Consider the following 24,644-nt stretch of genomic DNA (forward strand, 5'->3'; position numbering starts at 1 on the left):
CGAGCAACGGGCCTGAGCGGCACTGGAGCAACAGGGTGTAGCCGGTTCGGCGAAGACGGAATAAAATCTTTCTTTTTCAGCCGGTTATGGCGCGGTGCTGTGGCTCTCGCCTGCTTGGAATGGTCTTTCCTCTTGTCTATACTTCGGATCGGGGGATCCGCTCGGATCAAAGATTGTCACGCTGGGCGGGGGTTAGCGCATCGCTTCCCTCATGGTTGGTTTTTTGTCGTTCCGCGACAGCGAGACGTCGGTAAGCATTCGGAGTCGCGTGCGCATGCGCTGCAATCCATCATATTGGCTTTTGGGACTCGTCCCGATCGCGCTTTTGACTTGGGTTGCCGTGCACTTCGAACAGGGCGGCATCGAGTTCGATCTGTCACGCCGTGCAGGCGAAGCGCTGCGGCGTTCGGGACTCGATTGGGCCAAGCTGCATGTCGTCGGCCGCGATGCGGTGCTGACGGGACGTGCGCCGGATGAGCGGGATCCGGGGCGGGCTCTCGCGAGTGTCGAGAACGTTTGGGGCGTGCGCGTCGTTGCCGACAGGGCTGCGCTGCTTGAGAGTGTCGCCAACTATCATTGGTCGGTGACGTCGTCCGACGATGGGCGCGTGCGGATTGCGGGTGACGTGCCATCGGAAGACGCGCGCCGCGCGCTGCTGGACGCTGCTCGCAAAGCTTTCTCCGGCGCTAAGATTCAGGATGAGACGCGGCTGGCGCGGGGAAGTATCAATCGCAACGCGTGGCTCTCTGCTGCAATCTTCAGCATGAAAAATCTGGCCGAGTTGAAGCGCGGACAAGCGTCGCTCTCCATGCTGGATCTGTCGATCGCAGGCGAAGCCAAGACTGCAGATGCCTATCGCGACGTTCGTGAGGCGCTGTCCGAGAAGCGGCCGGCAGGGCTTGCTTTGGCTCGCGAGGCGATTACGCCGCCGCTCGTCCGGCCGTTCGTCTGGGGCATCAAGAAGAGCGGTGCGGGCATCGAGATTTCGGGCTTTGCGCCGAGCGACGACGACCGCGAGCGGTTGAAGGCGCGCGCCAAATCATTGTTCCGGGCGATGACGATTACCGACAATTCGGATATCGGCGACGGGGCGCCGCAGGGCTGGAACAAAGCGACGAGTGTGGCGCTTGAACAGCTTGCGCAGCTTCGCACCGGCGACGTCGCGTTTACGGATCGCGATCTGGCTTTCTCTGGCGAAGCACCGGACGAGCAGACGGCGACCGCCGTCAAGAGAACGTTGAAGCTCGATGTGCCGCAGAATTTCCGGATCGTCGAACACATCCGCTTCCCAAAGCCGGAGATCAAGCTGCCACCGAGCGGCTATGTCATGGGCATCGTAAATGATGGGGCGTCGCTGTCTCTGGTCGGCATGGTTCCGAGCGAGGCGGCTCGTGGCGCACTGCTCGATGCGATCAAGGCGCGGTTCCCCGGCAAACAGGTCAACGACAAATCGCAGGTTGCGCCGGGAGCCCCCGATGGCTGGCAGCAATGCGTCGTTGCAGGTTTGTCGTCGCTGCCGCGGCTCAAAAAGGGCAAGTCAGTTCTGACCGACCACAAACTTGAGGTGTCGGGCGATACGGATGATTACGCCGCGTCGCAGTCGGTGCCGGGGGATGTGAAGGCGGCCGCCGGGCAGACCTGCGAAACGACGACGAACATCGCGTTCACCGGCAAGATGAAGACCGATCTCACGTGGAAAGCCGCGCGTGAGCCAAACGGCATGGTGACAATCGAGGGTGAGGCGCCTGACGACGCGTCGCGCCTGCGTATCGTTGAGATCGCGCAGCAGATTTTTGCCGGTTCCAGCGTGACCGACAACATGAAAATCGTCGGTGCGTCGTCCGAGCCCTGGTCGTCGGCGGCACATCTCGGACTTGAGGAGATGGCGCGTCTTAAGAACGGCGAAGTCTCGATTGCGGGTAAGGAATTCGTAATCAAGGGCGCGGCGGAGAGCGATCGGGTCGCGAACGATATCCGCAGCGTTCTCTCGACGGATCTGCCGCCGGGCTTCAAGAGCCGGGACGAGATCACGGTCATGTCCCAGGAAGAGAAGGCGGCTGACAGCTGTCAGACGCTGATGCGGCAAGCGTCGGCCAATGGGACGATCAACTTTGCGCGCGCCAAGGCGGATTTGACGGCGGACAGTGCGCAGACGCTGAGAGATCTGGCTCAGATCGCCAACGAATGTCCGAGTTTCAAAATTCAAATCGAAGGCCATACGGATTCGGAAGGCACGGATGAGCGCAACCAGCGGCTTTCCAACCGGCGGGCGCAAGCTGTCGCCGACTTCCTGGCCCAGAACGGCGTCGATCCGCGGCGCATGACGACGGTCGGATACGGCGCGACGAAACCCATCGCCGATAACGCGACGGCGGAAGGGCGGGCCAAGAACCGCCGCATCGAATTTACGGTCAAGGTCAACTGAGGGGAACGGAGGAAGACCGCAAATGGACTATCTGTTCATGAAGTTGATCTGGTGGATCGCAGCGGCGTTCGCGCTGGGGCTTGTTGTTGGTTGGGTCTCGTGCCGTGAAAAAAAGAGATGACGCGCAGCCGAGATTATCCGGCCGCCCTCGGGCATCTGATTAGGTAGGAAATGACGTATCTACTGCTGCAAACATTCCTGCTGTTGCTCGCGTCGTATTTTCTCGGCGCGTTCGTCGCGTGCACGGTGAAACGCGCTCTGTTCGGTTCGCGGGATGAAGCACCTGAGCGCGTGCTTGCGCCGGTGCAGGCCGACGTGCCGGTCGGACCTCCGATCGTCATCCCGCCGCAACCGGTGCGTCCGCGTGCGGCGCAACCGATGCCGCCGGTCACGCCGCGGACAATTGATCCGGTTCAGCCGAAAATCGAAGTTCTCCGGCGCCCGGAACCGCGTCCGGCGCCGGCCGTGCTCGATCCGTCGCGCTTTGAGCGCGCGTTGACCGGTCCGCATTTCAACGAAGGCGTTCCGCGTATCGCGATTATTGAAATTTGCCCTGCAGTGCTGCCGCCGGTGACGGATATCTATCAGCCTGCGCCTCCGGAGTTGCCGCCTCCGCCGCCTGTCGAAGAACTTCCGCCCGAAGTGCCGGACATCGAAGACATTCCCGAGGAAGCACAGGAACCGGAGCCGGAGCCGGAGCCAGAACCGGTGCCCGAACCTGCGCCGGAGCGGGAGCCGCGTACGGGTGGGTTGGCTGCGCGGTTGCGTGATGCGACCACTGCGGCGGCCGCCGGGGCCGTTGCAGCCGCCAAAGCCGCGGCTGCAGCGTCGGTCGCGATGCCGGGCATGGGGTTGTCGCGGCGCGAACCGGTGAAAGAACCGCCCGTTGAGGAAACGCGGCCTTCCATCGAGGAGGCGAGTGCGGAACCGGTGATGACGGAACCGGCGCAGGCTGAAGCTCCGGACGCGGATCGCGATGAAGCGGTGGAACCCTCGGAAGAGATCGTGGCTGCCGCAGCCGAGCCGCCGTCTGTTGTGGCAGAGGAAGAGACGTTTGTGGCTGAAGAGGAACAGGCGCCGGAGCCAGCGTCTGAGGCCGAGCCGGAGGCCGATTCTCAATCACAATCAGATGACGAAACGCCATCGGAGCTTGAGCCGGAGATCGAACCCGCGCTTGAACCGGAGCCTGAGCTTGAACAAGAACCGACGCGTGAGCCCGAGCCGGAACCCGTGGTGTCTGCGCCCGTCGTGCCTGCGGCGCTGATCGAAGACGGCGACGATTTTCAACGTATTCGTGCCATCGACAGCGATATCGAGCAGAAGCTCAAGACGCGCGGCATCGTATATTTCGAGCACATCGCGGGCTGGAGCGCATCCGATGTCCGGCGGATCGGCCAGGAACTCGAAATGCCCGGCCGGATCGATAGAGAGCAGTGGGTCGAGCAGGCGCAGATCCTGGCGAAAGGTGGCGAGACTTATTACTCGCGAAACCGCAAGGCGATGCTTAAGGCCAAAGCAGAGACCGCAAGCGAAGCGAAAACGGAGCCAAGTCCGACTGGGGGACAGACGACGTCACGGGACGATTCAGCAGCGCCGGCGCCGTTGCAGTCCGTCACAGGGACAACCTCGCAGCGCGAGGGGCTTTCCGGCGTCGCGGCTGCAAGTCAGGGACGTTCGGTTGCCGAAATGGCGGCGGCGGCTGCAGCGGCGATTGCTGCTTCGTCGGCAAGCGTGACGCGCGGGCTCAAACCGATCGAGCCGATTTCGCCGTTGTCGAAGGTCGATCCGAAGATTTCGATGCCGGCGCGGATCACGGACGCGATCCGGGAAAAGGGAACGGGCACGGCGACCGTCGAAATCACGAAAGACAATGCGCCATTGCCGGAGGCCACGGCCGAAGGTCCTTCCGACGATTTAAAGCGCATTCGCGGTATAGGTGTCCTGATCGAGAAGCGCCTCAATGCCATGGGCGTTCGCCGCTACGATCAGATCGCGAACTGGACCAGCGGCGACATCGACCGTGTCAGCCGCATGCTGGAATTCAAGGGCCGGATCGAGCGCGAGAGCTGGGTTGAGCAGGCGCGCATTCTGGCGAGCGGCGGCTATACGGAGTTTTCGCGCCGGGTCGACAGGGGCGAGGTCGATACCAGCCGCGAGACGTGACCGAAATCGCTGCGGGACAGGATTCCGTAGCGCGTACCGTCATTCTGCTCGTCGGTTTCGGCAAAGAACGAGGCGACTGCTGAGATCGTCTGCTCGTCACGTAGCAGCGGCGCGTGCCCTTGGGCGGACACCGTGAATGACGACAGTTTCGGATGGCGCTGGCGCATTTCCTCGACGGTCTTCTCCGATAGAAGGTCAGAGTTCTCGCCGCGCAGCACGAGCACCGGAATGCGTTTCATAGCTTCAAACTGCGGCCAGAGTTTCGGGATCGGGCCATCGAGGACGGACAAGCATCTCGCCAGCTTCGGGTCGTAAGCGCCGACCGGCTTGCCGTCCTTGTCATTGAACATCTGGCGGGCGATGGCGGCAAAATCGTCATCAGTCATTTGCGGAAAATCGCGGCGGAAGAGATCGCCGATGATGCGCGCCGCGTCGGCCCAGTTCTTCGGCTGGGGAATGCGACCGACATAGCCCGCGATGCGTGCGAGCCCGTCTTGTTCGATCACCGGACCGATGTCGTTCAGAACCACCGCTCCCATCAGTGAGGGTTGCGCAGCTGCCAGAACCATTGAGATGAGGCCGCCGCGAGACGTTCCGATGATGCCGGCGTTGCGCAGCCCGAGCATCATCATGAAGTCGATCGCGTCCTGCATTTCGATCGGCACGGCGTAGTTCTTCCAGTCAGAATCGTATTCGGACAGGCCGCGGCCGCGCGTATCGAGCGTGAACACGTCGCGCGCCTTCGCGCCCTGGCTCAATGCCACCGCGACGTCGTGGAAGTCGCGGCTATTGCGCGTCAATCCGGCGAGGCAAACGACCGGCCGCGCGTCGGACGCGACCTTGGGCCGATAATGGCGGCCGTAGAGGCGCAGCCCATCGCGGCTAGTGAAGTGAATGTCTTCGAATTCCTGCACCGCCACCATTGGGATATCGCGCCTCGTTTTGGGTTTGCTCAACCGTCGCTGTTGTTGTCGGCGATGCCGCTACCTGAATCGTCGTCTTTCGGCATCCGTGTATCGCTACGGCCGCGCCAGAGGTCTTGTCGAAGACGCAGCGGGTTTTTCATGCCCATGCGCGCGCGATAGATCTGGATGTTCGACAGAACCTTGGTGACGTAATTGCGGGTTTCAGGAATCGGGATGCGTTCGATCCAGTCGATCGGATCGACGTTTGCGTCTCTCGGGTCGCCGAACTCGTTCATCCATTGGCGTGCCCGGCCCGGGCCGGCGTTGTAGCCGGCAAGTCCAAGCACATAGGAGCCGTTGAAGTCATCCATCCGGTCCGCGACGTAGGCCGAACCGATCATCGCGTTATAGCGAGGATCGGAGAGTAAACGATCAATCTGGCATTTAATCTTGTAGTCGCGGCATACGTGGCGCGCGGTTCCAGTCATGACTTGCAGCAGACCTTTGGCGCCGGCGCCCGAGACGATCTGAGCGTTGAATTCCGTCTCTTGCCGCGCGAGGCCGAGAAGGAGCGGAAGCTCGGGCGGGGCGCGCAGCGGTGTGTAGCCGGGGAACGGCTTCAGCGGATAGGCATAGATCAGCAAGTTCTGTCCACGCGCGATGGCGATCTTGGCGATGCGCAGGGACATTTGTGGGTCGCCCAGTTCTTCCGCGAGAAAGGCGACCATACCGACTTCCGCCTCGGACGGCGCAGCGTTTCTCAAGCCTGCCAGGAGCGTGCGGGTAATTTCGCGAGAGAGGCCCGCCTTTTGCGCAAGCACCAGCGCATGCGCCTGATCGGAGGCGTTCAGCTTGCGAATTTGCGCGGCTGTCGGATAAGCGGGCGGGGTGATTTCGAGATGGGTGCGGCCGGGGTCCAGCGTCTGCATTGCCAGGAGACCATGGAACGTATCGGAATACTTGGCTGCCTCACGGTACTGCTGGGCCGCGGCCGCCTTGTCCCCACGCGCAGCCAGGACGCGTCCCAGCCAATAATGTGCCTTGGCGCTGCTCAACGGCCCGTCCGAAGCGGCGATCATATCGCGGAAGTGGCGTTCGGCGGCGGTGGTCTTTTTGAGATATCGGAATGCGATCCATCCGGCCATGAACGTCTGGTCTTTGCGCGGATTGACGGAGAGGGGACCGGCGTCCTTGACGAGTTCGTAGGCAAGCTTCGGCTTATCGAGCTTGAGTGCTCCGTAGGCCAGTTCGCGTCGCTCTGCCCACCACTCGTCCAGCGCCGCGACCTTCTTCGGATCGGGCGGGATGGACAGAATGATGTCGGCGGCCTGCTCGATCTTTCCGGCTTTGCGCAGCAGCTGCTCACGATGAAAAGCGAGGCCGACGTCGTCGCGGCCGCCCGGTGCGAGCGCGCTCATCAGGGCCTGGGCGTTAGAGGCCTTGTTGAAGACGGCGAGACGCGCGACGGCTCTCTTGCGTTCGCTTGCTGGTAGAAGCGGGATGAGACGCTTCGCCAGCGCGGCGCGGTCCTTGCGGTTTCCGGCGTAGCGCACGTCATCGGTGATGAGGCGGTCGAAGCGCCATTTGTGATCGGCTGGCGTCAGCAGGTTGCCGAAGCGATCGAGAAAGCCATTTTCGAGCGTCGGCGGAATGGACATCTCGCGCCAGGCTTTGGAGGCGTACTTGCGTGCCGCCGTCGTGTTGCCCTCGGCCAACTCGGCCGAGGCGAGAGCGGCATAGCCTGCGCCGGTCTCGGGTGGGTTGTTGGCGAAGTAGGCCTTGATGGCGTCGGCGCTGCCGCCATTCATGAACACGGCTTCTTCGAAGCCCTCCCGGATCGTCGAGCGATCCGGCCAATTGGGATGCTCGCGGAGGAAATCGCGAAATTCCTGCGGGTCGCCAAGACCGGCGCGCAGGCGCATCCAGACGACCAGCGTTCGGCCGATGGGGTCGCTGATCTTGCTTTTCGCCGTCGCAAAGTCGTCGAGGTTCTTCGACCGGATGGCCGAGGCCGCATCGCGTAGGGCGGACAGGTCGCCAGGATCAGGCGAGAGCGACAGCAAAGGGCTCAGCGCCGAATCAAGTTTGCGCTCTTGCGCCTTCTCGGACGGCAGCAGTTGCGGCGCGGGAACCGCCTTCACCGCAGATTCGGCGGGGGAAGGCGCGCCCGTTAACGTGACGCCAACCAAGAAAAGGGACGGCGACAGACCGCAGAGAACGCGGGTGAGGGAGCGAATTCGCGTTCTGGATTTGAGGCTTAGTCGCATTGCTCCCCATTGGGTAAAACGCCCTACTCGCCCCGACCTTGCGGCAAGCTTTACGAGCGCCTAATGTTACAGCGCTTGCGTCGCTAGCAACGATACACCGTATTAAGCGGAATTATGCATGCTGAGGCAAGCGGTTCAGGCCGGACGCATGGCACATACGTACGGCAAGACCGTGGCCCCTGGCCGTATGGCTCGAGTCCCTAATGACGTTGAATTCCTGATCGAGACAGGGGTGCTGCACCGCAGGGTGCCGGTCTCGGTTTTTTCAATCTAAGGCGAACGCATGTTCAGAGGTTCAATTACGGCGCTCGTTACGCCGTTCCGCAATGGCAAGGTGGATGAAGCCGCCTTTACGCGGTTCATCGAGTGGCAGATTTCCGAAGGCACGCATGGTCTGGTCCCCGTCGGAACGACGGGCGAGAGCCCGACCCTCGACTATGACGAACACAAGCGCGTCATCGAGCTTGCGGTCGGGACCGCCAAGAAGCGCGTTCCTGTGATCGCAGGCACGGGTTCGAATTCGACCGATGAAGCGGTCGAGCTGTCGCAATACGCTGAGAAAACCGGCGCGGATGCGGTGCTGATCGTGACACCGTATTACAACAAGCCGAACCAGGAAGGGCTTTATCAGCACTTCAAGGCGATCAACGACGCCATCAATATTCCGATCGTTATCTACAACATTCCGGGCCGTTCGGTCGTCGACATGTCGGTCGCGACGATGGCGCGCTGCTACGAGTTGAAGAATGTCGTCGGCGTCAAGGATGCGACTGCCAATCTTGCGCGTCCCTCGCAGGTGCGGTCAGTGCTTGGGCCGGATTTCTGTCAGCTCTCGGGCGAAGACGCGACGGCGCTGGGCTTCATGGCTCATGGCGGCGCGGGCTGCATCTCGGTCGCGTCGAACGTGGCGCCGCGGCTATGCGCGGATCTCCAGAACGCGTGCATGGCGGGCGACTTCAAGAAGGCTCTTGCCATCCAGGACCGGCTTACGCCGCTGCACGAAGTGATGTTCATCGAGACCAATCCGGCGCCGGTCAAATATGCTGTCTCGCGGCTCGGTTTCGGCACGGCGGACATGCGTTTGCCGATGGTGCCGCTCACCGACGCGTCGAAGCGGGCGATCGATCAGGTGCTGAGCGACCTCGACCTCGTGAGCGCGAAAGCGGCCGAGTGACGACTGTCGGAAAGCGCTAAGTCATGGCATCCAAACGCGACGACGGCACCACGCTTGTCGCCGAAAATCGCAAGGCGCGGCATGAGTACTTCATCACCGATAGCTGGGAAGCGGGTATCGAGCTTCTCGGCTCCGAGGTGAAGTCGCTGCGGCGTGGCCAATCGAATATCGCGGAAAGCTATGCCTCGGTCGAGGACGGCGGGATCTGGCTGATCAACAGCTATATCGCTGAATATCCGGGCGCAGCGCTGTTCCCGCATGAGCCACGGCGCAAGCGCCGACTGCTGATGCATGCCACCGAAATTCATAAGATCGGCATTGCGATCGAGCGCAAGGGCATGACGCTGGTGCCCTTGGAGCTTTATTTCAACGAGAAAGGCCGCGCCAAGATCAAGCTGGGCTTAGCGCAGGGCAAGAACCACGCGGACAAGCGGCAGGACGCTGCGAAACGCGATTGGAACCGGCAAAAAGCGCGCCTCATGCGCGAAAAGGGCTGATCGTGTGAGCGGCTGGAATGCGGGCCGCTTCGCTCGCGCTAGCGAAGGGGAAACGCGTTATGGAAACACATTCACCCTGGCCCACGCCGGTCGATGATGGCGCGGCGAAACATCTGATCGCGGGAACGCGCCTTCCGGATGTGGCACTGCCTGCCACGCGTGGTGCGATGGTCAATCTCGCGCGCTTTCAAGAGAAAGCGATTGTATTCGTCTATCCGATGACGGGGACGCCGGGCGTTCCCAATCCGCCGGACTGGGATACGATTCCCGGTGCGCACGGTTCGACACCTGAAGCCGAAGGGTTTCGTGACGCTTATGCAGAATTCGAGCTGGCCGGTTACGAGGTGTTCGGCGTGAGCGGGCAATCTTCGGAGGCGCAGCACGCTTTCGCTGCGCGCGCCGGTATTCCGTATCTGCTGCTGAGCGATGAGAAGCTGGCGTTTGCCGATGCGCTCGATCTGCCACGCTTTGAAACCGGCGGCGTCGTTTATCTTTCGCGGCTGACGATGATCGTCCGTGACGGCATCATTTATCGAGTGATCTATCCGGTCACCAACCCCGCTGGGCACGCGCGGACGCTACTGGAGTCTCTTACGGCAGTTCGTGCCTGATCGCATCGAAGACAGCGTGAAACATCTCCGTCGTTAGCCGGCCGGTGTTGGTATTGTAGCGTGAGCAGTGGAAGCTGTCGTAAAGGGCGAGGCCCGGCGCGAGTTCGTGGCGGGCGCCGTGTGCGAACGGAAAAAGCGCCTTTCTTTTTGCAAGCGTGGTGAGTGTCTGATCGTGCGCGATCCGGCCTAGGGCGAGGATGACTTTCAGTTTCGGCAGACTTTCAAGCCGCGCTGCAAAGTAGGGACGGCAGTTTGCAATTTCTAACGGCTCAGGCTTGTTCTGGGGTGGCACGCAGCGTACGGCGTTGGTGATCATGCAGTTGCGCAGGCGAAGACCGTCATCGACGCGAGCGTGATACTCGCCGGTCGCGAAGCCATAGCGGATCAGCGTGCCATAAAGCAGATCGCCGGCGTAATCGCCGGTAAACGGCCGTCCTGTGCGATTGGCGCCGTTGCGACCTGGCGCCAGGCCGACGATCAGGAGGCTGCAGTTTGGCGTTCCGAATGAAGCGACCGCGCCGTTGAACCAGTTCGGCTCATGGCGCTCGTTTTCAGCTCTGTAGGCAACGAGGCGCGGGCAGCGCGTGCATTTAGGCGGAGCTTCGGGGCCCAATGCCGCTTCGACTAAGGCCGCGCCCATCTTACCTTCGCTCAATTATCGTCTGTCGCTTAGACTTCCTCTTCAGCGAAGTCGTCGTCGCCCAGGTAATTGGTGTCGCGCGGAGACGAAGCCTGTCCGCGTGCAGACGGGCTACGTCCGCCTTCGCGAGGCGTACGGCCGCCGTTGGAGCCGCCACCGGTCTGTGAGCGGCCGACCTGTTCTTCGAGGTCGGCGAGGTCAATAAATTGATCGGCCTGACGGCGCAATTCGTCGGCGACCATCGGCGGCTGGGTCTGCAGCGTCGAGACGACGCTGACGCGCTTACCCTTCTGCTGAAGAGCAGCAACGAGACTGCGGAAATCACCGTCGCCTGAGAAAATGACGATGTGATCGAGGTTATCGGCCAGACGCATAGCGTCGACGGCCAGCTCGATGTCCATGTTGCCTTTGACTTTACGGCGGCCGGTCGCGTCGGTGAATTCTTTGGTCGGCTTCGTCACCATCGAGAAGCCGTTATAGTCAAGCCAGTCGATGAGCGGCCGGATCGAAGAGTATTCCTGCTCCTCGGCCAGGGCCGTATAATAGAGTGCACGGACAAGGTGTCCTTTTTGCCGGAAAAATCCCAGCAAACGCTTGTAGTCGATGTCGAACCCCAGTGACTTTGCAGTGGCGTAAAGATTTGCGCCATCAATGAAAAGAGCGATACGTTCGGTGGGGTAAAAATGCATTGGCGAATCCTGAGTAAAATTCCCAACTAAACAATGTTAAAAAATAACGTTGGGATTTTCTACTTCGCTATAGGCTACAGGGACTTGACTGTGGAGCATCGGGACTTGACCGAAGGCTCGAAGTCCACAAGTTTCTACGGCGTAGAATACTATCGTCGCTAGGACTAACAGAAGTGCGCAGCAGTCAACAATTGTGACAAATAGTCTATTAAAGAGCACGTAATTCCTTTGACGTGCCTATAGAACGTTCGGCAGCGGTTTTTTCTTCGTCAGCGCTTGATTAATTCTTTTCGACGTGGCACAGAGGCATCAGCGTGGCGCCGGAAGGCTGTCTCGAACGGCTGTTTGCGCCCATTAACGCCCGAAAGAGTGCGGCTGAATTTCACCAAGGGAAGGTTTGCCCCATGGCTCGCGTCACCGTCGAAGATTGCGTCGACAAAATTCCTAACCGATTTGAGCTGGTGCTTCTCGCCGCTCACCGGGCTCGCGCGATCACGAACGGAAGCGCGATTACGATTGCACCCGATGATGACAAGAACCCGGTCATTGCCCTGCGTGAGATTGCAGAGCGCACGCTTTCTCCCGACGACATGCGCGAGACGCTGATCTCTTCAATCCAGAAGAATACCGAAGTCGACGAGCCGGAAGCGGTCGCAGCACCGTTGCTCCCGCCGGAGCGCCGCGCGCCGATGCTCGGTCGCGATGACCTTTCGTCCGACACACAAGTCGACGTCATGACGGAAGAGCAGCTTCTCCGCGGCCTGGAAAGCATGACGCCGCTCGAGCCGTCGGCCAACATCGGCTCGGGTTCGGGGCCGCGCGAGCGGGATCGCGATCCGCGCGACCGCGGCCGCTGAGCCGGCCAGGAAAGCCTGCTCGCGACAACAGGCTCGCGTCATTCAACTTTAATCCGTCCTGCGTCTTCGGTTACGCTTGCGCCCAGAAGGAGTGCGGCGGGTCATGATGCGGCAGTACGAACTCGTCGAGCGGGTTCTCAAATACGATCCTAGTGCGGACGAGGCTCTGCTCAATCGCGCCTACGTCTATGCGATGAAGGCGCACGGCAACCAGAAACGTGCGTCGGGTGCGCCATATTTCTCGCATCCGCTGGAAGTCGCGGCCATTCTCACTGATCTCAAGCTCGACGACGCTACGATCGCGACTGCGCTGCTGCATGACGTGATCGAGGATACGGATGCGACACGCTCCGAAATCGACCAGATGTTCGGGCCGGAAATCGGCGGTCTCGTCGACGGGCTGACGAAGATCAAGCGGCTCGACCTCGTTTCCAAGAAAGCCGAGCAGGCGGAAAATTTCCGCAAACTTCTGATCGCCATTTCCAGCGACATCCGGGTGCTGCTCGTCAAGCTCGCCGACCGCTTACACAACATGCGGACGCTGGAGCACATGAAGCCAGAGAGCCGCAAGCGGAACTCGGAAGAAACGCTCGATATTTATGCGCCTCTGGCCGGCATGATGGGCATGCAGGCGCTTCGCGAAGAACTGGAAGATCATGCTTTTCGCTGGCTGCATCCGGAAGCGTACGAAGCGCTGACGGAGCGGCTCGCAGATATGCGCGAGCGAAACGAGGGTCTTGTCGAAGAAATTCGGCAGGCCATCGCACGAAAATGCGCGGATGCCGGGATCAAGGCGGACACGTTCGGACGCGAGAAGAAGCCGTATTCCATCTGGAGCAAGATGGAGCACAAGCAGATCAGCCTCGAACAGCTTTCCGACATCTACGCATTCCGCGTGATGGTCGACACGATCGAGGACTGCTACCGCGTGCTTGGCATAGTGCATACGACTTGGAGCACGGTGCCTGGACGTTTCAAGGACTACATTTCAGCTCCGAAGCGAAACAACTATCAGTCCATTCACACCACGGTTTACGGACCGCGGCACCAGCGCGTGGAACTGCAGATCCGGACGCGCGAGATGCAGCATATCGCCGAATACGGCATTGCGGCTCATGCGCTCTACAAGGCTCAGCAGAGCGGCCACATGAATGGGCATGCCGTCGGTGAGGGCGAAGAAGTCGACGACAGCCCGTATGGACGGCTGCGGACGATGATCACGTCGCTTCTCGAAGCGGCAAATCCGGAAGAGTTTCTTGAGCATACCAAGCTCGAGTTGTTTCACGATCAGGTCTTTTGCTTCACGCCGAAGGGGCGTCTCATTGCGCTGCCGCGTGGGGCGACGCCGCTCGACTTCGCTTATGCCGTTCACACGGATATCGGTAATGAAGCGGTCGCCGCCTATATCAACGGGCGCCATGTTCCGATTGATACGCACCTGCGCAACGGCGACGAAGTCGTGATCGAGACTCAGAAGGGGCATGTTCGCCCTGCGGCGTGGGAAGCGTTTGCCGTCACCGGGCGGGCGCGGGCTGCGATAAGGCGAGCGGCGCGTGAAGCGGAGCGCAAGCGTTTCGTCGAACTCGGGCGGCAGCTCGTGCAATCGACGCTGGCCGGTGTCGAGGTCGATTATTCGGATGAGAAAGTCAGGGCGGCCGCTCCGAAAATCGGCTTCAAGACTGCAGACGAACTGCTTGCTGCCGTCGGGCGCAACGATGTGCAATTGCCCGATGTTCTTTCGGCCGTGCTCCCGCAAGGCCAGACCCTCGGCGATGGCTATAAACCAACGCGGCGGTTTGGACGCGCCCGTGAGCAGGACGGCTGGTTCAATATCGACAAGGTAAACAGCCTCAAGTTCCGAACGACAGAAATCGACAGCATGACGGCTATTTCGATCGGAGGGCCGAGCCAGGAGCTGCCGGTCGCATTCGAGCCGGGCGGCGCGGTGCCCGGTGACCGGATTGTCGGTGTGATGGCGCCAGGCGAGGGGATTCGCGTTTTTCAGATCCATTCGCCTCGTCTTAAGGAATACGAGGAAGAGCACTGGATTGATGTCACATGGGACGTCGATCCTGATCGGCCGCAACGTTTTCCCGCGCGAATCAGCGTTACAGCGGTTAATGCTCCCGGGTCGCTTGCCGAGATTGCCAAGGTGATCGGCGAGACGGGCGGCAATATCGACAATATCAAAATGGCTCGCCGCGCGGCAGACTTTACGGTGATGCACATCGAGCTTGAGGTTTTTGATTTGGTGCATTTAAACCACATCATTGCCGGGCTCAGAGCGAAGTCATCCGTCGCAAAGGTGGAACGGCTTTTCGAGTGAGCTAATGTGCGCACGGAATGGGTCGCATAATGGCGCCTAGGAACATAATCGTTTGAACGCAAAGCAACTGGCATTGGCGGACCGCGCAACGTCGTGGTGGAATTCCACGCGGCTCTGGTCGCGTCTGCGTTATTTCTGGCGGCAGGTTCTTCGGCTGCGCGCAACGCCCCATGAGGTGGCGCTGGGATTTGCCATCGGCGTATTCACAGCGTGCACGCCCTTCCTTGGCGTCCAGACGATTCTTGCCTGCGCGCTGGCGTTGGTGCTGCGCGTCAGCATGCCGGCGGCACTCCTTGGGACGTTCGTCGGCAACCCGCTAAGCTGGCCGGCAATCTGGACCGCCTCGTATGTCTCAGGCGCTCTGCTTCTGGGACAAGATCCGACCTATGCCGCCAACCATCTGGGTGAAACGGCCAACGTGCTCGGCGCAACCTTGATGACGCCTTCGCTGCAGACGTTTGACGCCGCCATCGATAATCTCTTGCCGATCGCGGAGCCGATGGTAGTCGGGGGACTTCTCGTCGGCTTGATTGCAGCTATCTTCAGCTATTACCCTACGCGTCGCGCGGTCCGCGTTTTTCAGCGTCATCGCAGCGTCAGTTAGGTGGATCGCAGCTCTTCTTCCCGTCCTAGGCCAATTCCCAACAATCGGTGGCACAGCCCGTGGCAACGACACGCAAAGCCTCTGACACCAATAAAGCTATGATGCCGGTCCGCGCCCTGCGCCTGGGCGTCAATATCGATCACGTCGCGACGCTCAGGAATGCACGTGGCGGCATTCATCCTGATCCCTTGCGCGCCGCTCATCTGGCGATCGAAGGTGGTGCCGACGGTATCACTGCGCATTTGCGGGAAGACCGCCGCCATATCTCCGATTCCGATATCACGCGGCTCAAGAACGAGCTGACGCGACCGCTCAATCTCGAAATGGCCGCGACGAAAGAAATGCAGCAGATTGCGTTGCGGCACGTGCCGAACGCGTGCTGTCTCGTGCCTGAGCGGCGCGAAGAGCGCACGACCGAGGGTGGATTGGATGTCGTCGGAGCGGCGAAGACGCTGAAGCCGTTTATCGCCAAGCTCAAGGATGCAGGTATCCGGGTCTCCCTGTTTATTGAGCCCGACTTGAAGACGATCGAGTCCGCGGCGAGCGTCGGTGCCGATATCGTTGAGTTGCACACCGGCCGATATTGCCATCTGGCGCTCGATCACGATGCGACCGGTATGGCGCGCGAATTGGAGCGTCACCGGAAAGCCGCCGCTGCGGCTTCTGCAGCCGGTCTTGAAGTGCATGCCGGACACGGACTGACCTACAACACCGTCAAGCCGATTGCGGCGCTGCCTGAGATCGTCGAGCTCAATATCGGTCACTTCCTGATCGGGGAAGCCATCTTTGGCGGCCTGTCGATGGCAGTCCGGCGAATGCGCGTGCTGATGGACGAGGCACGAGAGGCGATGACAACAGCGCCCCAAGCACGGCGCGCGAAATGATTATCGGCATCGGCAACGATCTTTGTGACATTCGTCGGGTCGAGAAGACGCTCGCGCGTTTCGGCGACCGTTTCATTGAGCGGGTCTTCACGGCGGAAGAGCGTCGCAAAGCTTTTTCGCGGGCACATGCCGCGCGTACGTTCGCCAAACGCTTTGCGGCCAAGGAAGCGGCCAGCAAGGCGCTCGGCACGGGGTTTCGCGCCGGGGTCTACCTCAAAGATATCGGGGTCGTGAATGCTCCGTCGGGACGGCCGACGCTGGCGCTGACGGGCGGAGCGGCGCGCCGTCTGGCCCATCTCATTCCGGCCGGTTTCAAGGCCCGGATCGACGTTACGCTCACCGACGAGTATCCGATGGCGGAGGCGATCGTCATCATTTCGGCTGTGCCGGAAGGTATCGATCTTCCAGGCTGAGCTTTTGGGTTGCGGCAGATTGGTTGTCCAACGGCGATTTTGCTGATGCCAAACGACATCGAGTCGCTGTTTTCCTTACCTTTTAGTCAGATTAGCGCCCGTCATTGCGGCGTTAGACCAAACTCGCTATAGCGGTCCGCTAAAACGAAGCGAGCCCCGGCCAATGCCGCTCGGCGGCGCAAAGGGAGCCCTTTGAATGAGCGTTGGTACGAAGACGTCGAGATCGAGCTGGTCGGAAACCCTCATCATCGTCGTCGAAGCACTCGCTATTGCGATGTTCGTGCGGATTTTCTTTTATCAGCCCTTCAACATTCCATCCGGCTCGATGAAAGAAACGCTTCTGATCGGCGACTATCTGTTCGTCTCGAAGCTTTCGTACGGATACAGCCGCTTCTCGTTCCCCTTCAGCCCGAACCTTTTTTCAGGTCGCATTTGGGGCGCTGAGCCGAAGCGCGGCGACGTCGCGGTGTTCAAGCTGCCGCGTGATAACTCGACCGACTACATCAAACGCGTGATCGGTCTGCCGGGCGACGAAATCCAGATGCGGAACGGGCAGGTATTCATCAATGGGCAGGGTGTGCCCAAGGAGCCTGCCGGATCTTTCACGACTTGGGAAGATGGCCGGGAACGGACAATCTCAGTCTTTCAGGAAACGCTTCCCAACGGGGTGAAGTACAAGGTCCTCGATAGCGATCCGGATGGCCCGTACGACAATACCGGGGTCTACAAAGTTCCGCCGGGTCATTATTTCATGATGGGCGATAATCGCGACAACTCTACGGACAGTCGCGTCCGGAGCGCCGTCGGCTTCGTTCCCTATGAGAATTTCATTGGGCGCGCCGAGATCATTTTCTTCTCTGCGAAGGTCGACGGGCCGGACGCCATGCATTGGTGGGCACCCTGGAACTGGCCGTTTGACATTCGCTGGAACAGGTTCTTCACTCTCGTGCGGTGACCGCGAAGCGGCATTTGCGCCATGTTGAGACCACGCAAGTTCAAAGAACTGGAAACGAAGCTGGGGTATAAATTCAAGGACCCCGGCCTTCTTGAGCGCGCACTTACACATGCCAGCGTGCGTGGCGGCAAGGTCGCCCGCTCCGATAACGAGCGCCTGGAATTCATTGGTGACCGGGTACTCGGTCTTGCCATCGCGGAAGCCCTGAACAAGCAATATCCGGAAGCGAACGAAGGCGAGCTTGCCCGTCGCTACAACCGGCTCGTTCGCGGCGAGGCTTGCGCCAAGGTCGCACGCAGCATCGATCTCGGCGTTCATCTCATTCTGTCCGAGAGCGAGGCCGATAGCGGTGGTCGCAACAAGACAACGATTTTGGCCGATGCGGCCGAGGCGCTGCTCGGCGCAGTCTTTATTGACGGTGGTTTTGACAAGGCGCGTGCCGTCGTCACCAAGCTCTGGCAGGATCAATCCGAGCCGGTGCCGGAAGTGACGGTCGATGCCAAGTCTGCTCTGCAGGAATGGGCGCAGGGGCAGGGGCTTGCGCTGCCGCGTTACACCGTGGTGGCGCGCAACGGTCCGGATCACGCGCCGCGTTTCACAGCTGAGGTCTTGATTGCAGGGCGCGCTCCGGCGCAGGGTGAGGGCGCGTCTAAGCGAATTGCGGAGCAGGCGGCTGCCAGCGCGCTTCTGACGCGCGAAGGCGTGGGAGCGCGTGTCGGAGATGTCTGAGAACAACGTATCGACAGAGGCCGGTCGGCGGTGCGGCTTTGTTGCCATCCTCGGTCCGACGAACGCGGGCAAGTCGACCCTCGTCAATGCATTGGTGGGGGCGAAGGTCGCCATCGTCTCACACAAGGTGCAAACCACGCGCGCCCCGATCCGTGGCATCGCGATGGAAGGCGACAGCCAGATCGTCTTCATAGATACGGCGGGCATTTTCAACCCGAAGCGGCGGCTCGACCGTGCCATGGTTGACGCAGCGTGGGGCGGTCTCGAAGACGCCGATGCGGTGCTTCTGGTGCTCGACGCCGCGGCGAGTCTCGGAGAGGACGTTGAAGGCATCGTCGAGCGGCTCAAGTCCGTGCGGATGCCAAAGATCGTCGTGTTGAACAAGATCGACAGGGTCGAGGACAAGCCGAAGCTGCTGGAGCTTGCAAAAACGCTCGATGAGCGTTTGTCGCCGGATCGGATCTTTATGATTTCCGCGCTAGAAGGAAAGGGCGTCAAGGATCTGCTGACCTATCTCGCGGGCGTCGTGCCGAAAGGACCGTGGCATTATTCGGAAGACGATGTCACCGACGTGCCGATGCGGACGCAGGCCGCCGAGATGACGCGCGAGAGTATCTACCGCTTCCTGCATCAGGAACTGCCCTACACGACGACCGTTGAAACGACGGATTGGAAGACGCTGAAGGACGGTTCGGCGCGCGTCGAGCAGACGATCTACGTCGAGCGCGATGGGCAGAAAAAGATTGTGCTCGGCAAGGGCGGCGAGACGATCAAGAAGATTTCGAGCGCAGCGCGGCACGGAATCGAGGAAATGGCTGGGCATCGCATTCATTTGTTCCTGTTCGTCAAGGTGCGCGAGAACTGGGAAAGCGATCCGGAGCGCTACCGGGAAATGGGCCTGCCTTTTCCCAAATCCTGAGCAGCCTGCTATGAAGCCCGATGCAGTGGACGGATGAAGGCATCGTTCTATCGGTAAGGCCGCATGGCGAAACGGCGGCGGTCGTCGATCTTTGGACGCGTGCCCACGGACGGCATATGGGGCTGGTCCATGGCGGCCGTTCGCGGCGGCTGCGTCCCATTCTTCAACCCGGCAATCACGTCGATGCCATTTGGAAGGCGCGGCTTGCCGATCAGCTCGGCTCGATGAGCGTCGAGATGCGGCGCGCCTTTGCGGCGGAGACGATGGACGACAGCCAAGCGCTGATGGCGCTATCATCTATCACGACGCTGACAGCGCTGCTGCCCGAGCGCGATCCGCATCCCAATCTCTATGAGATCACGCTGTTCGTTCTCGGCTTCCTGAATGATCCCACCGTATGGCCGGCTCTGCTCGTCAGGTGGGAGCTGGCGCTGCTCGATGAACTCGGTTTCGGTTTGGATCTTAGCCAGTGTGCGGCGACGGGTGCGAACGATCAGCTGATTTACGTGTCGCCGAAATCGGGCCGCGCCGTTTCGGCGTCGGCAGGTGAGCCTTATCGCGACAAGCTGCTGGCGCTGCCGCAATTTTTGACGAAGCAGCGATCGAGCCCGGTAACGGCGCAAGACGTCCATCTCGGTTTTGCGCTGACTGGGCATTTCATAGAAAAGCATCTGTTGCTGCCGAAAGGACAGACATTGCCAGCGTCGCGCATGCGGCTTGTGGCGCAGCTCGCGGCCTAGAATTCGAAATCCTTCGGTTTTTTAATGCGGATTTGCGCGGTGGGAGCGACGGAATGCCTGCAGTGTGGTCGTTCCTCTTATCGACTGCGGGCAAACGGAAGAGCTTTCGTTTTGACCCCCAGCCATGAGTGCATCGCCGGGCTTCTTTCTCCATTGGTCAGCCCGGGGTGCCCTGCAACTGGCCTCGCGTGCGACCCACACCGCCCGCCCGGCTCGCGACCGCCCGTTCGGATCCCCCCTCCGAACGGGCTCTCTTGCATCAGGATTCGGAAAGTTTCGGACTTGCCGCCGTTCAGGAGAGAAAAACCCTTTTCTTCAGCAACCGTTCATGCTGATGCGTAGACAACTATTAAAAGCGTTATTGTCTTTCTCACTGTGCATGCGGGAGTACGGTGGGAATTAACGGGACCGCAGTGCGAACTGCGGTCCCGATAGTTTTATGACAGCCTGATGCGGCGCGCGGAGCCCACGCCGCAGAAATCGCAGGCATTTCCCTTCCATTTTCCGACGCCGCTTAAGACGCGATTAAACATCGTTGCTTACGCTTCATGAGCATAGGTCGTGGCGTGGGGGCTTTCGATGGGTGGGTTAAGGTCGCTGCCGATTGACGACATTCTGGAGCGGCAAACGATCGAGTTTGACGACATTCTCCTTTTGAAGCGCGTCTTCTATGAGGACGGCGTCGTCTCGTCGGATGAAGCAAATCTGTTGTTTTCGCTGCAGCAGGGATGCTCGGTGCAGCATGCCGATTGGCCGGATTTTTTTGTCGAGGCCATTGCCGATTACCTCATCATTCAGGAACAGCCGCGCGGCTATCTGACGGCCGCCAACGCGAATTGGCTGATAAGCAGGGTTTCGCGTGAAGGCAAGATCCGGTCCAAGACGGAACTCGATCTTGTTCTGAACGTGCTCGAAAAGGCCCGCTGGGCGCCTGCAAGCCTTTCCAAGTTTGCACTCGAACAGGTCAAGCACGCGGTGCTGACCGGTGGCGGCCCGCTGCGTCGAGGCAAGTCGCTGGCTGCGGGCAAGATCAGCGAGAGCGAAGTCGATCTCCTTCGCCGCATTCTTTATGCCTTTGGCGGCGATGGGCATGTGGCTGTGACGCGCGCCGAGGCCGACATTCTGTTCGATATCGACGAAGCGGTCGCGGGTTCGCCGCCGAATGCGGTCTGGACGGACCTTTTCGTCAAAGCCATCGCCAATGTGATGATGTCGGCATCCGGTTACGCGGTCCCATCACGTGAGGAGGCGCTGCGGCAGGAGGCGAAGCTCGACGAAGATGACGACGAGCAGACGTCAATTCTGTTCTCGCTGCTGTCGATGGTGCACGCGAATCTGTCGTCGATGCAGGATTCCTATCACGACCAGAGCGTGGAAGAGCGGGCGCTTGCGCGGCTGGAGCATCAGCGCATCGAGATCATTACCAACGAGAAGATCGCAGAAGCCGATCCGTCGTGGCTCGTGGGTCGCCTCGGCCGCGACGGTCGCCTGACGCCGAGCGAGCGGGCGCTCGTCTCCTACCTTAATCACGAAAATCCGCGGATCCACCCGACCTTTACCGAAGCCGTCTGCCGGTTGGGGGAGGCCGCCTAACAGCCCGGTCCCCCATAGTTACTTCGGGACCGCCGGTGAGCCCTCTCGCCGGCGGTTTTGCTATGCGGCAGCGGATCGCACAGGTCCTGGCATTCGGGGTGCCAACGGCGTGTTTACGCGGCGTTGCACACGCTCTAGAACGGCGTGTTGTCTTGCGACAAGCTGAGGCAGCCAAAATATTCACGGGAAGGACCGGGAAGCGCTGATGTTCAAGAAAATTCTGATTGCCAACCGCGGTGAAATCGCGTGCCGCGTGATCAAGACGGCTCGCAAGATGGGCATCAAGACCGTTGCCGTCTATTCCGACGCCGACCGGGATGCGCTCCACGTCGAGATGGCGGATGAGGCTGTCTACATCGGCGCAGCGCCGGCGGCTGAGTCCTATCTGGTTATGGATAAGATCATCGAGGCCTGCAAGGCGACGGGCGCCGAGGCGGTCCATCCGGGGTATGGCTTCCTGTCCGAGCGCGAGGCGTTCCCGCTGGCGCTCCAGAAGAACGGCATCGTCTTCATTGGTCCGAATCCCAAGGCGATTGCCGCCATGGGCGACAAGATCGAGAGCAAGAAGGCGGCAGCTGCGGCGAAGGTTTCGACCGTTCCGGGCTACATGGGTGAAATCAGCGACGCCAAGCATGCCGTCAAGATCGCCGACGAGATCGGCTATCCGGTCATGATCAAGGCGTCGGCCGGCGGCGGCGGCAAGGGCATGCGCATTGCCTATAACGCCCGGGAAGCGGCTGAGGGCTTCGAGCTTGCCCGGTCGGAAGCCAAGTCGTCGTTCGGCGACGACCGCTGCTTCGTCGAAAAGTTCATCGAAAATCCGCGCCACATCGAAATCCAGGTGCTGGGCGACAAGCACGGCAACGTCGTCTATCTCGGCGAGCGCGAATGCTCCATTCAGCGGCGCAACCAGAAGGTTCTGGAAGAAGCGCCGTCGCCGCTGCTCGATGAGAAGACCCGCAAGGCGATGGGTGAGCAGTCGGTCGCGTTGGCCAAGGCGGTTGGTTACGACAGCGCCGGCACGGTGGAATTCGTTGCCGGACAGGACCGCTCGTTCTACTTCCTCGAAATGAACACGCGTCTGCAGGTCGAGCATCCGGTGACGGAACTCGTGACCGGCATCGACCTTGTCGAACAGATGATCCGCGTAGCGGCGGGCGAGAAGCTGCCGTTCAAGCAGTCGGACATCAAGCTGACGGGATGGTCGGTCGAAAGCCGCGTCTATGCCGAAGATCCGTACCGGAACTTCCTGCCGTCGATCGGCCGTCTCGTTAAGTATCGCCCGCCAGAGGAAGGCACGAAGGACGGCGTGACGGTGCGCAACGATACCGGCGTCTTCGAAGGCGGCGAGATCTCGATGTATTACGATCCGATGATCGCCAAGCTCGTCACTCATGCGCCGACCCGTCTCGAAGCCATCGACGCACAGTCGACGGCGCTCGACGCGTTCTATATCGACGGCATTCAACACAACGTGCCGTTCGTTTCGGCCGTGATGCAGCATCCGCGCTGGCGGGAAGGCAACCTTTCGACCGGCTTCATCAAGGAAGAGTTCCCCGAAGGTTTCGTCCCACGCGAACCCGAGGGGAAGGATCTCATCACGTTGGCCGCCGTGGCCGGCGCCATCGACCATCTGAGCAATGCGCGCCGTCGGGACATCACCCATCAGATGTCGGGGCAGGCCGTGAGCTTTGCCAAGCGGCGAATCGTTAAAATCGGCTCGGCGACAGTGGAGTTGGAGGCGCTGGGCGTCATTCCCGGACCCTATTACGTGTCGATCCTCGACAAGGACGGACACCCCTCGAAGACGATGGAGATCACATCGGAATGGTGGCCGGGCGAGCCGGTTTGGATCGGAACGGTCGATGGAGCCGACGTTGCGGTCCAGGTCCGTCCAATTCCGAATGGCATGACGCTGTCGTATCGCGGTATCCAGGCCCAGACGTATGTTTACACGCAGCGGGAGGCTGAGCTTGCGGCGCTGATGCCTGTGAAGGTTCCGGCCGACATGTCGAAGTTCCTGCTTTGCCCGATGCCGGGGCTGGTCAAGGCAGTGAACGTGACCGAGGGGCAGGACGTCAAAGCCGGAGATAACTTGGCGGTCGTCGAAGCCATGAAGATGGAAAACATCTTGCGAGCCGAGCGTGACGGCAAGGTCAAGAAGATCGCGGCCAAGCCCGGCGATAGCCTCGCCGTCGACGCAGTGATCATCGAGTTCGCTTAAGATCAAAGACGCGGGCGGCGCTGAAATAAGCCGTTACGTTTGTGAACCGGCCTCAGCCGAGCTTCGCCGCCGCCCGCCTCAGACCTCGCAGAATTGGCTCGTAAGCCTCTTCGTTGCGCGTCTCCGGATAGACCATATAGACCGGATAGACGAATTTCCGGGCCCGCTTCGGCTCTCTCACCCGCCCACGGCTGATCAGTCCCCGCACCATACGCGCGGGGAAATAGCCGGAGCATTCGTTTGCCAGAAGATAGTCGAGGCCCATCGGGCCAAGGTCGAGACTGAGCGCCGGATTGGCGTGCTCGGGAAACGCGGCGGCGTGATCCTGAACAAAATCCGTCCCCCAATCGATGAGCAGATAATCGTTCACGCCACGCCTAGCTGAGGGCTTGGCTGAGGAAACGAGCACGAACTCTTCGTCGAACAAATGTTCGATCGTCAGGCCCGGAGGCGGGGAGGGGCGATACATGATTGCAAGATCGAGCGTGCCTTCGATCAGCCGCTGGCCCAACACTGGGGAAGCTCCAGCTGTTGCCGAGACGGCGATTCCCGGGATCTGAACGCGCAGACCGGCGGCCCATTTCAGCAGAAAACCGCTCCAAAGACTGAGCGGCGCACCAACAGAAATGTGTTCGGGATGCTGATCGGCGAGCGAAACCTGGAGCTGCGCTTGTTGCCAGACGCGCACCATGGCGAGGGCGTGTTTCTGGAAGAGTTCGCCCGCTCCCGTCAGTTCTGCTCCTGATTTCGAACGCGTGAAGAGCGGTCGGCCGAGCAAATCTTCGAGGCCTTTGATGCGTGCGGAGACTGTCGATTGGGTGATGTTGAGCTTGCGAGCCGTGTCGACGAAGCTTCCCGTCTCGGCAACAACGAGGAAAGTACGCGCGAGATTGACATCCATCCGTTGAGATCCTCATCGATGAGGTGTGAAACTCATCTATCGAAATTTCCGATATCACCAAACGTCAAATTTCGTTTGTGCATCGCTTTGAATTTCATCAATGTCGAAAACGACCTGACTTGAAGTCT

The 24,644-nt window shown here is 60.6% G+C and carries 21 protein-coding genes; 16 read left to right on the top strand and 5 right to left on the bottom strand.

Annotated elements, in window-relative coordinates; all coding sequences use genetic code 11:
- Nucleotides 1-274 precede the first annotated feature (274 nt).
- Both ACLB1Z_RS07520 and ACLB1Z_RS07525 read left to right on the top strand, forming a co-directional pair.
- Complete coding sequence (locus ACLB1Z_RS07520) at nucleotides 275-2,425, top strand: OmpA family protein (RefSeq protein WP_409562748.1); 2,151 nt, start codon at nucleotides 275-277, stop codon at nucleotides 2,423-2,425.
- A 171-nt stretch (nucleotides 2,426-2,596) separates the two neighbouring features.
- Entirely contained in the window at nucleotides 2,597-4,588 is a 1,992-nt protein-coding gene (locus tag ACLB1Z_RS07525; protein WP_409562749.1) for a hypothetical protein, read from the top strand.
- On the opposite strand, the gene ACLB1Z_RS07530 is transcribed toward ACLB1Z_RS07525, so the two are convergent.
- Nucleotides 4,528-5,544: an alpha/beta fold hydrolase gene (locus tag ACLB1Z_RS07530; RefSeq protein WP_409562750.1), complete on the bottom strand. Its 1,017-nt coding sequence runs from the start codon at nucleotides 5,542-5,544 to the stop codon at nucleotides 4,528-4,530. The genes ACLB1Z_RS07525 and ACLB1Z_RS07530 overlap by 61 nt on opposite strands.
- The gene (locus ACLB1Z_RS07535) at nucleotides 5,541-7,634 is read right to left on the bottom strand and encodes a lytic transglycosylase domain-containing protein (RefSeq protein ID WP_409562751.1); all 2,094 of its coding nucleotides are present in this window, start codon (nucleotides 7,632-7,634) and stop codon (nucleotides 5,541-5,543) included. Before ACLB1Z_RS07535 ends, ACLB1Z_RS07530 begins: the two co-directional genes overlap by 4 nt.
- A gap of 409 nt (nucleotides 7,635-8,043) precedes the next feature.
- On the opposite strand from ACLB1Z_RS07535, the gene dapA reads away from it, so the two are divergent.
- The 3 genes from dapA to ACLB1Z_RS07550 are packed head-to-tail and all read left to right on the top strand — an operon-like array spanning nucleotide 8,044 to nucleotide 10,042.
- Complete coding sequence (gene dapA / locus ACLB1Z_RS07540; protein ID WP_409562752.1) at nucleotides 8,044-8,934, top strand: 4-hydroxy-tetrahydrodipicolinate synthase; 891 nt, start codon at nucleotides 8,044-8,046, stop codon at nucleotides 8,932-8,934.
- Between the two features lie 23 nt (nucleotides 8,935-8,957).
- On the top strand, nucleotides 8,958-9,431 hold the full coding sequence (smpB, locus tag ACLB1Z_RS07545; RefSeq protein ID WP_409562753.1) for an SsrA-binding protein SmpB: 474 nt from the start codon (nucleotides 8,958-8,960) through the stop codon (nucleotides 9,429-9,431).
- Nucleotides 9,432-9,490: 59 nt separating this feature from the next.
- On the top strand, nucleotides 9,491-10,042 hold the full coding sequence (locus ACLB1Z_RS07550; RefSeq protein ID WP_409562754.1) for a peroxiredoxin: 552 nt from the start codon (nucleotides 9,491-9,493) through the stop codon (nucleotides 10,040-10,042).
- Here the strand turns inward: ACLB1Z_RS07550 and ACLB1Z_RS07555 are convergent.
- Together ACLB1Z_RS07555 and ACLB1Z_RS07560 are read right to left on the bottom strand one after the other, a co-directional pair.
- Nucleotides 10,023-10,682 (bottom strand): uracil-DNA glycosylase, encoded by a 660-nt coding sequence (locus ACLB1Z_RS07555; protein WP_409562755.1) that lies wholly within the window; start codon nucleotides 10,680-10,682, stop codon nucleotides 10,023-10,025. The two genes, ACLB1Z_RS07550 and ACLB1Z_RS07555, sit on opposite strands and share 20 nt — an antisense overlap.
- 29 nt (nucleotides 10,683-10,711) lie before the next feature.
- On the bottom strand, nucleotides 10,712-11,371 hold the full coding sequence (locus ACLB1Z_RS07560; RefSeq protein ID WP_409562756.1) for an NYN domain-containing protein: 660 nt from the start codon (nucleotides 11,369-11,371) through the stop codon (nucleotides 10,712-10,714).
- A gap of 404 nt (nucleotides 11,372-11,775) precedes the next feature.
- Here ACLB1Z_RS07560 and rpoZ point away from each other — a divergent pair, with 404 nt between their 5' ends.
- From rpoZ to ACLB1Z_RS07615, 11 genes are all read left to right on the top strand, one after another.
- The gene (gene rpoZ / locus ACLB1Z_RS07565) at nucleotides 11,776-12,228 is read left to right on the top strand and encodes a DNA-directed RNA polymerase subunit omega (protein WP_013946810.1); all 453 of its coding nucleotides are present in this window, start codon (nucleotides 11,776-11,778) and stop codon (nucleotides 12,226-12,228) included.
- 103 nt (nucleotides 12,229-12,331) lie between these two features.
- Nucleotides 12,332-14,554 carry a RelA/SpoT family protein gene (locus ACLB1Z_RS07570; protein WP_409562757.1) on the top strand — a complete coding sequence of 741 codons (2,223 nt, stop codon included), beginning with the start codon at nucleotides 12,332-12,334 and terminating at the stop codon, nucleotides 14,552-14,554.
- 52 nt (nucleotides 14,555-14,606) lie between these two features.
- On the top strand, nucleotides 14,607-15,158 hold the full coding sequence (locus tag ACLB1Z_RS07575) for a DUF2062 domain-containing protein (RefSeq protein ID WP_409562758.1): 552 nt from the start codon (nucleotides 14,607-14,609) through the stop codon (nucleotides 15,156-15,158).
- A gap of 101 nt (nucleotides 15,159-15,259) precedes the next feature.
- On the top strand, nucleotides 15,260-16,042 hold the full coding sequence (locus ACLB1Z_RS07580; protein ID WP_024275576.1) for a pyridoxine 5'-phosphate synthase: 783 nt from the start codon (nucleotides 15,260-15,262) through the stop codon (nucleotides 16,040-16,042).
- Entirely contained in the window at nucleotides 16,039-16,455 is a 417-nt protein-coding gene (gene acpS / locus ACLB1Z_RS07585) for a holo-ACP synthase (protein ID WP_409562759.1), read from the top strand. The genes ACLB1Z_RS07580 and acpS overlap by 4 nt, the downstream gene beginning before the upstream one ends.
- Before the next feature lie 196 nt (nucleotides 16,456-16,651).
- Nucleotides 16,652-17,410, top strand: coding sequence for a signal peptidase I (gene lepB / locus ACLB1Z_RS07590; protein WP_409562760.1), 759 nt, complete (start codon nucleotides 16,652-16,654; stop codon nucleotides 17,408-17,410).
- Between the two features lie 21 nt (nucleotides 17,411-17,431).
- On the top strand, nucleotides 17,432-18,139 hold the full coding sequence (gene rnc / locus ACLB1Z_RS07595; protein ID WP_409562761.1) for a ribonuclease III: 708 nt from the start codon (nucleotides 17,432-17,434) through the stop codon (nucleotides 18,137-18,139).
- Nucleotides 18,132-19,058 carry a GTPase Era gene (gene era, locus ACLB1Z_RS07600; RefSeq protein WP_409562762.1) on the top strand — a complete coding sequence of 309 codons (927 nt, stop codon included), beginning with the start codon at nucleotides 18,132-18,134 and terminating at the stop codon, nucleotides 19,056-19,058. The genes rnc and era overlap by 8 nt, the downstream gene beginning before the upstream one ends.
- 20 nt (nucleotides 19,059-19,078) lie before the next feature.
- On the top strand, nucleotides 19,079-19,798 hold the full coding sequence (recO, locus tag ACLB1Z_RS07605) for a DNA repair protein RecO (protein ID WP_409562763.1): 720 nt from the start codon (nucleotides 19,079-19,081) through the stop codon (nucleotides 19,796-19,798).
- Nucleotides 19,799-20,377: 579 nt separating this feature from the next.
- Entirely contained in the window at nucleotides 20,378-21,391 is a 1,014-nt protein-coding gene (locus ACLB1Z_RS07610; RefSeq protein WP_409562764.1) for a hypothetical protein, read from the top strand.
- Between the two features lie 205 nt (nucleotides 21,392-21,596).
- Entirely contained in the window at nucleotides 21,597-23,615 is a 2,019-nt protein-coding gene (locus tag ACLB1Z_RS07615) for an acetyl-CoA carboxylase biotin carboxylase subunit (RefSeq protein ID WP_409562765.1), read from the top strand.
- Between the two features lie 52 nt (nucleotides 23,616-23,667).
- On the opposite strand, the gene ACLB1Z_RS07620 is transcribed toward ACLB1Z_RS07615, so the two are convergent.
- A complete protein-coding gene (locus tag ACLB1Z_RS07620) occupies nucleotides 23,668-24,516 on the bottom strand; it encodes a LysR family transcriptional regulator (RefSeq protein ID WP_409562766.1) in 849 nt (282 codons plus the stop codon).
- Nucleotides 24,517-24,644 lie beyond the last annotated feature (128 nt).

It is taken from the genome of Hyphomicrobium sp. MC8b, assembly GCF_905067615.1.
Taxonomy (GTDB): domain Bacteria; phylum Pseudomonadota; class Alphaproteobacteria; order Rhizobiales; family Hyphomicrobiaceae; genus Hyphomicrobium_B.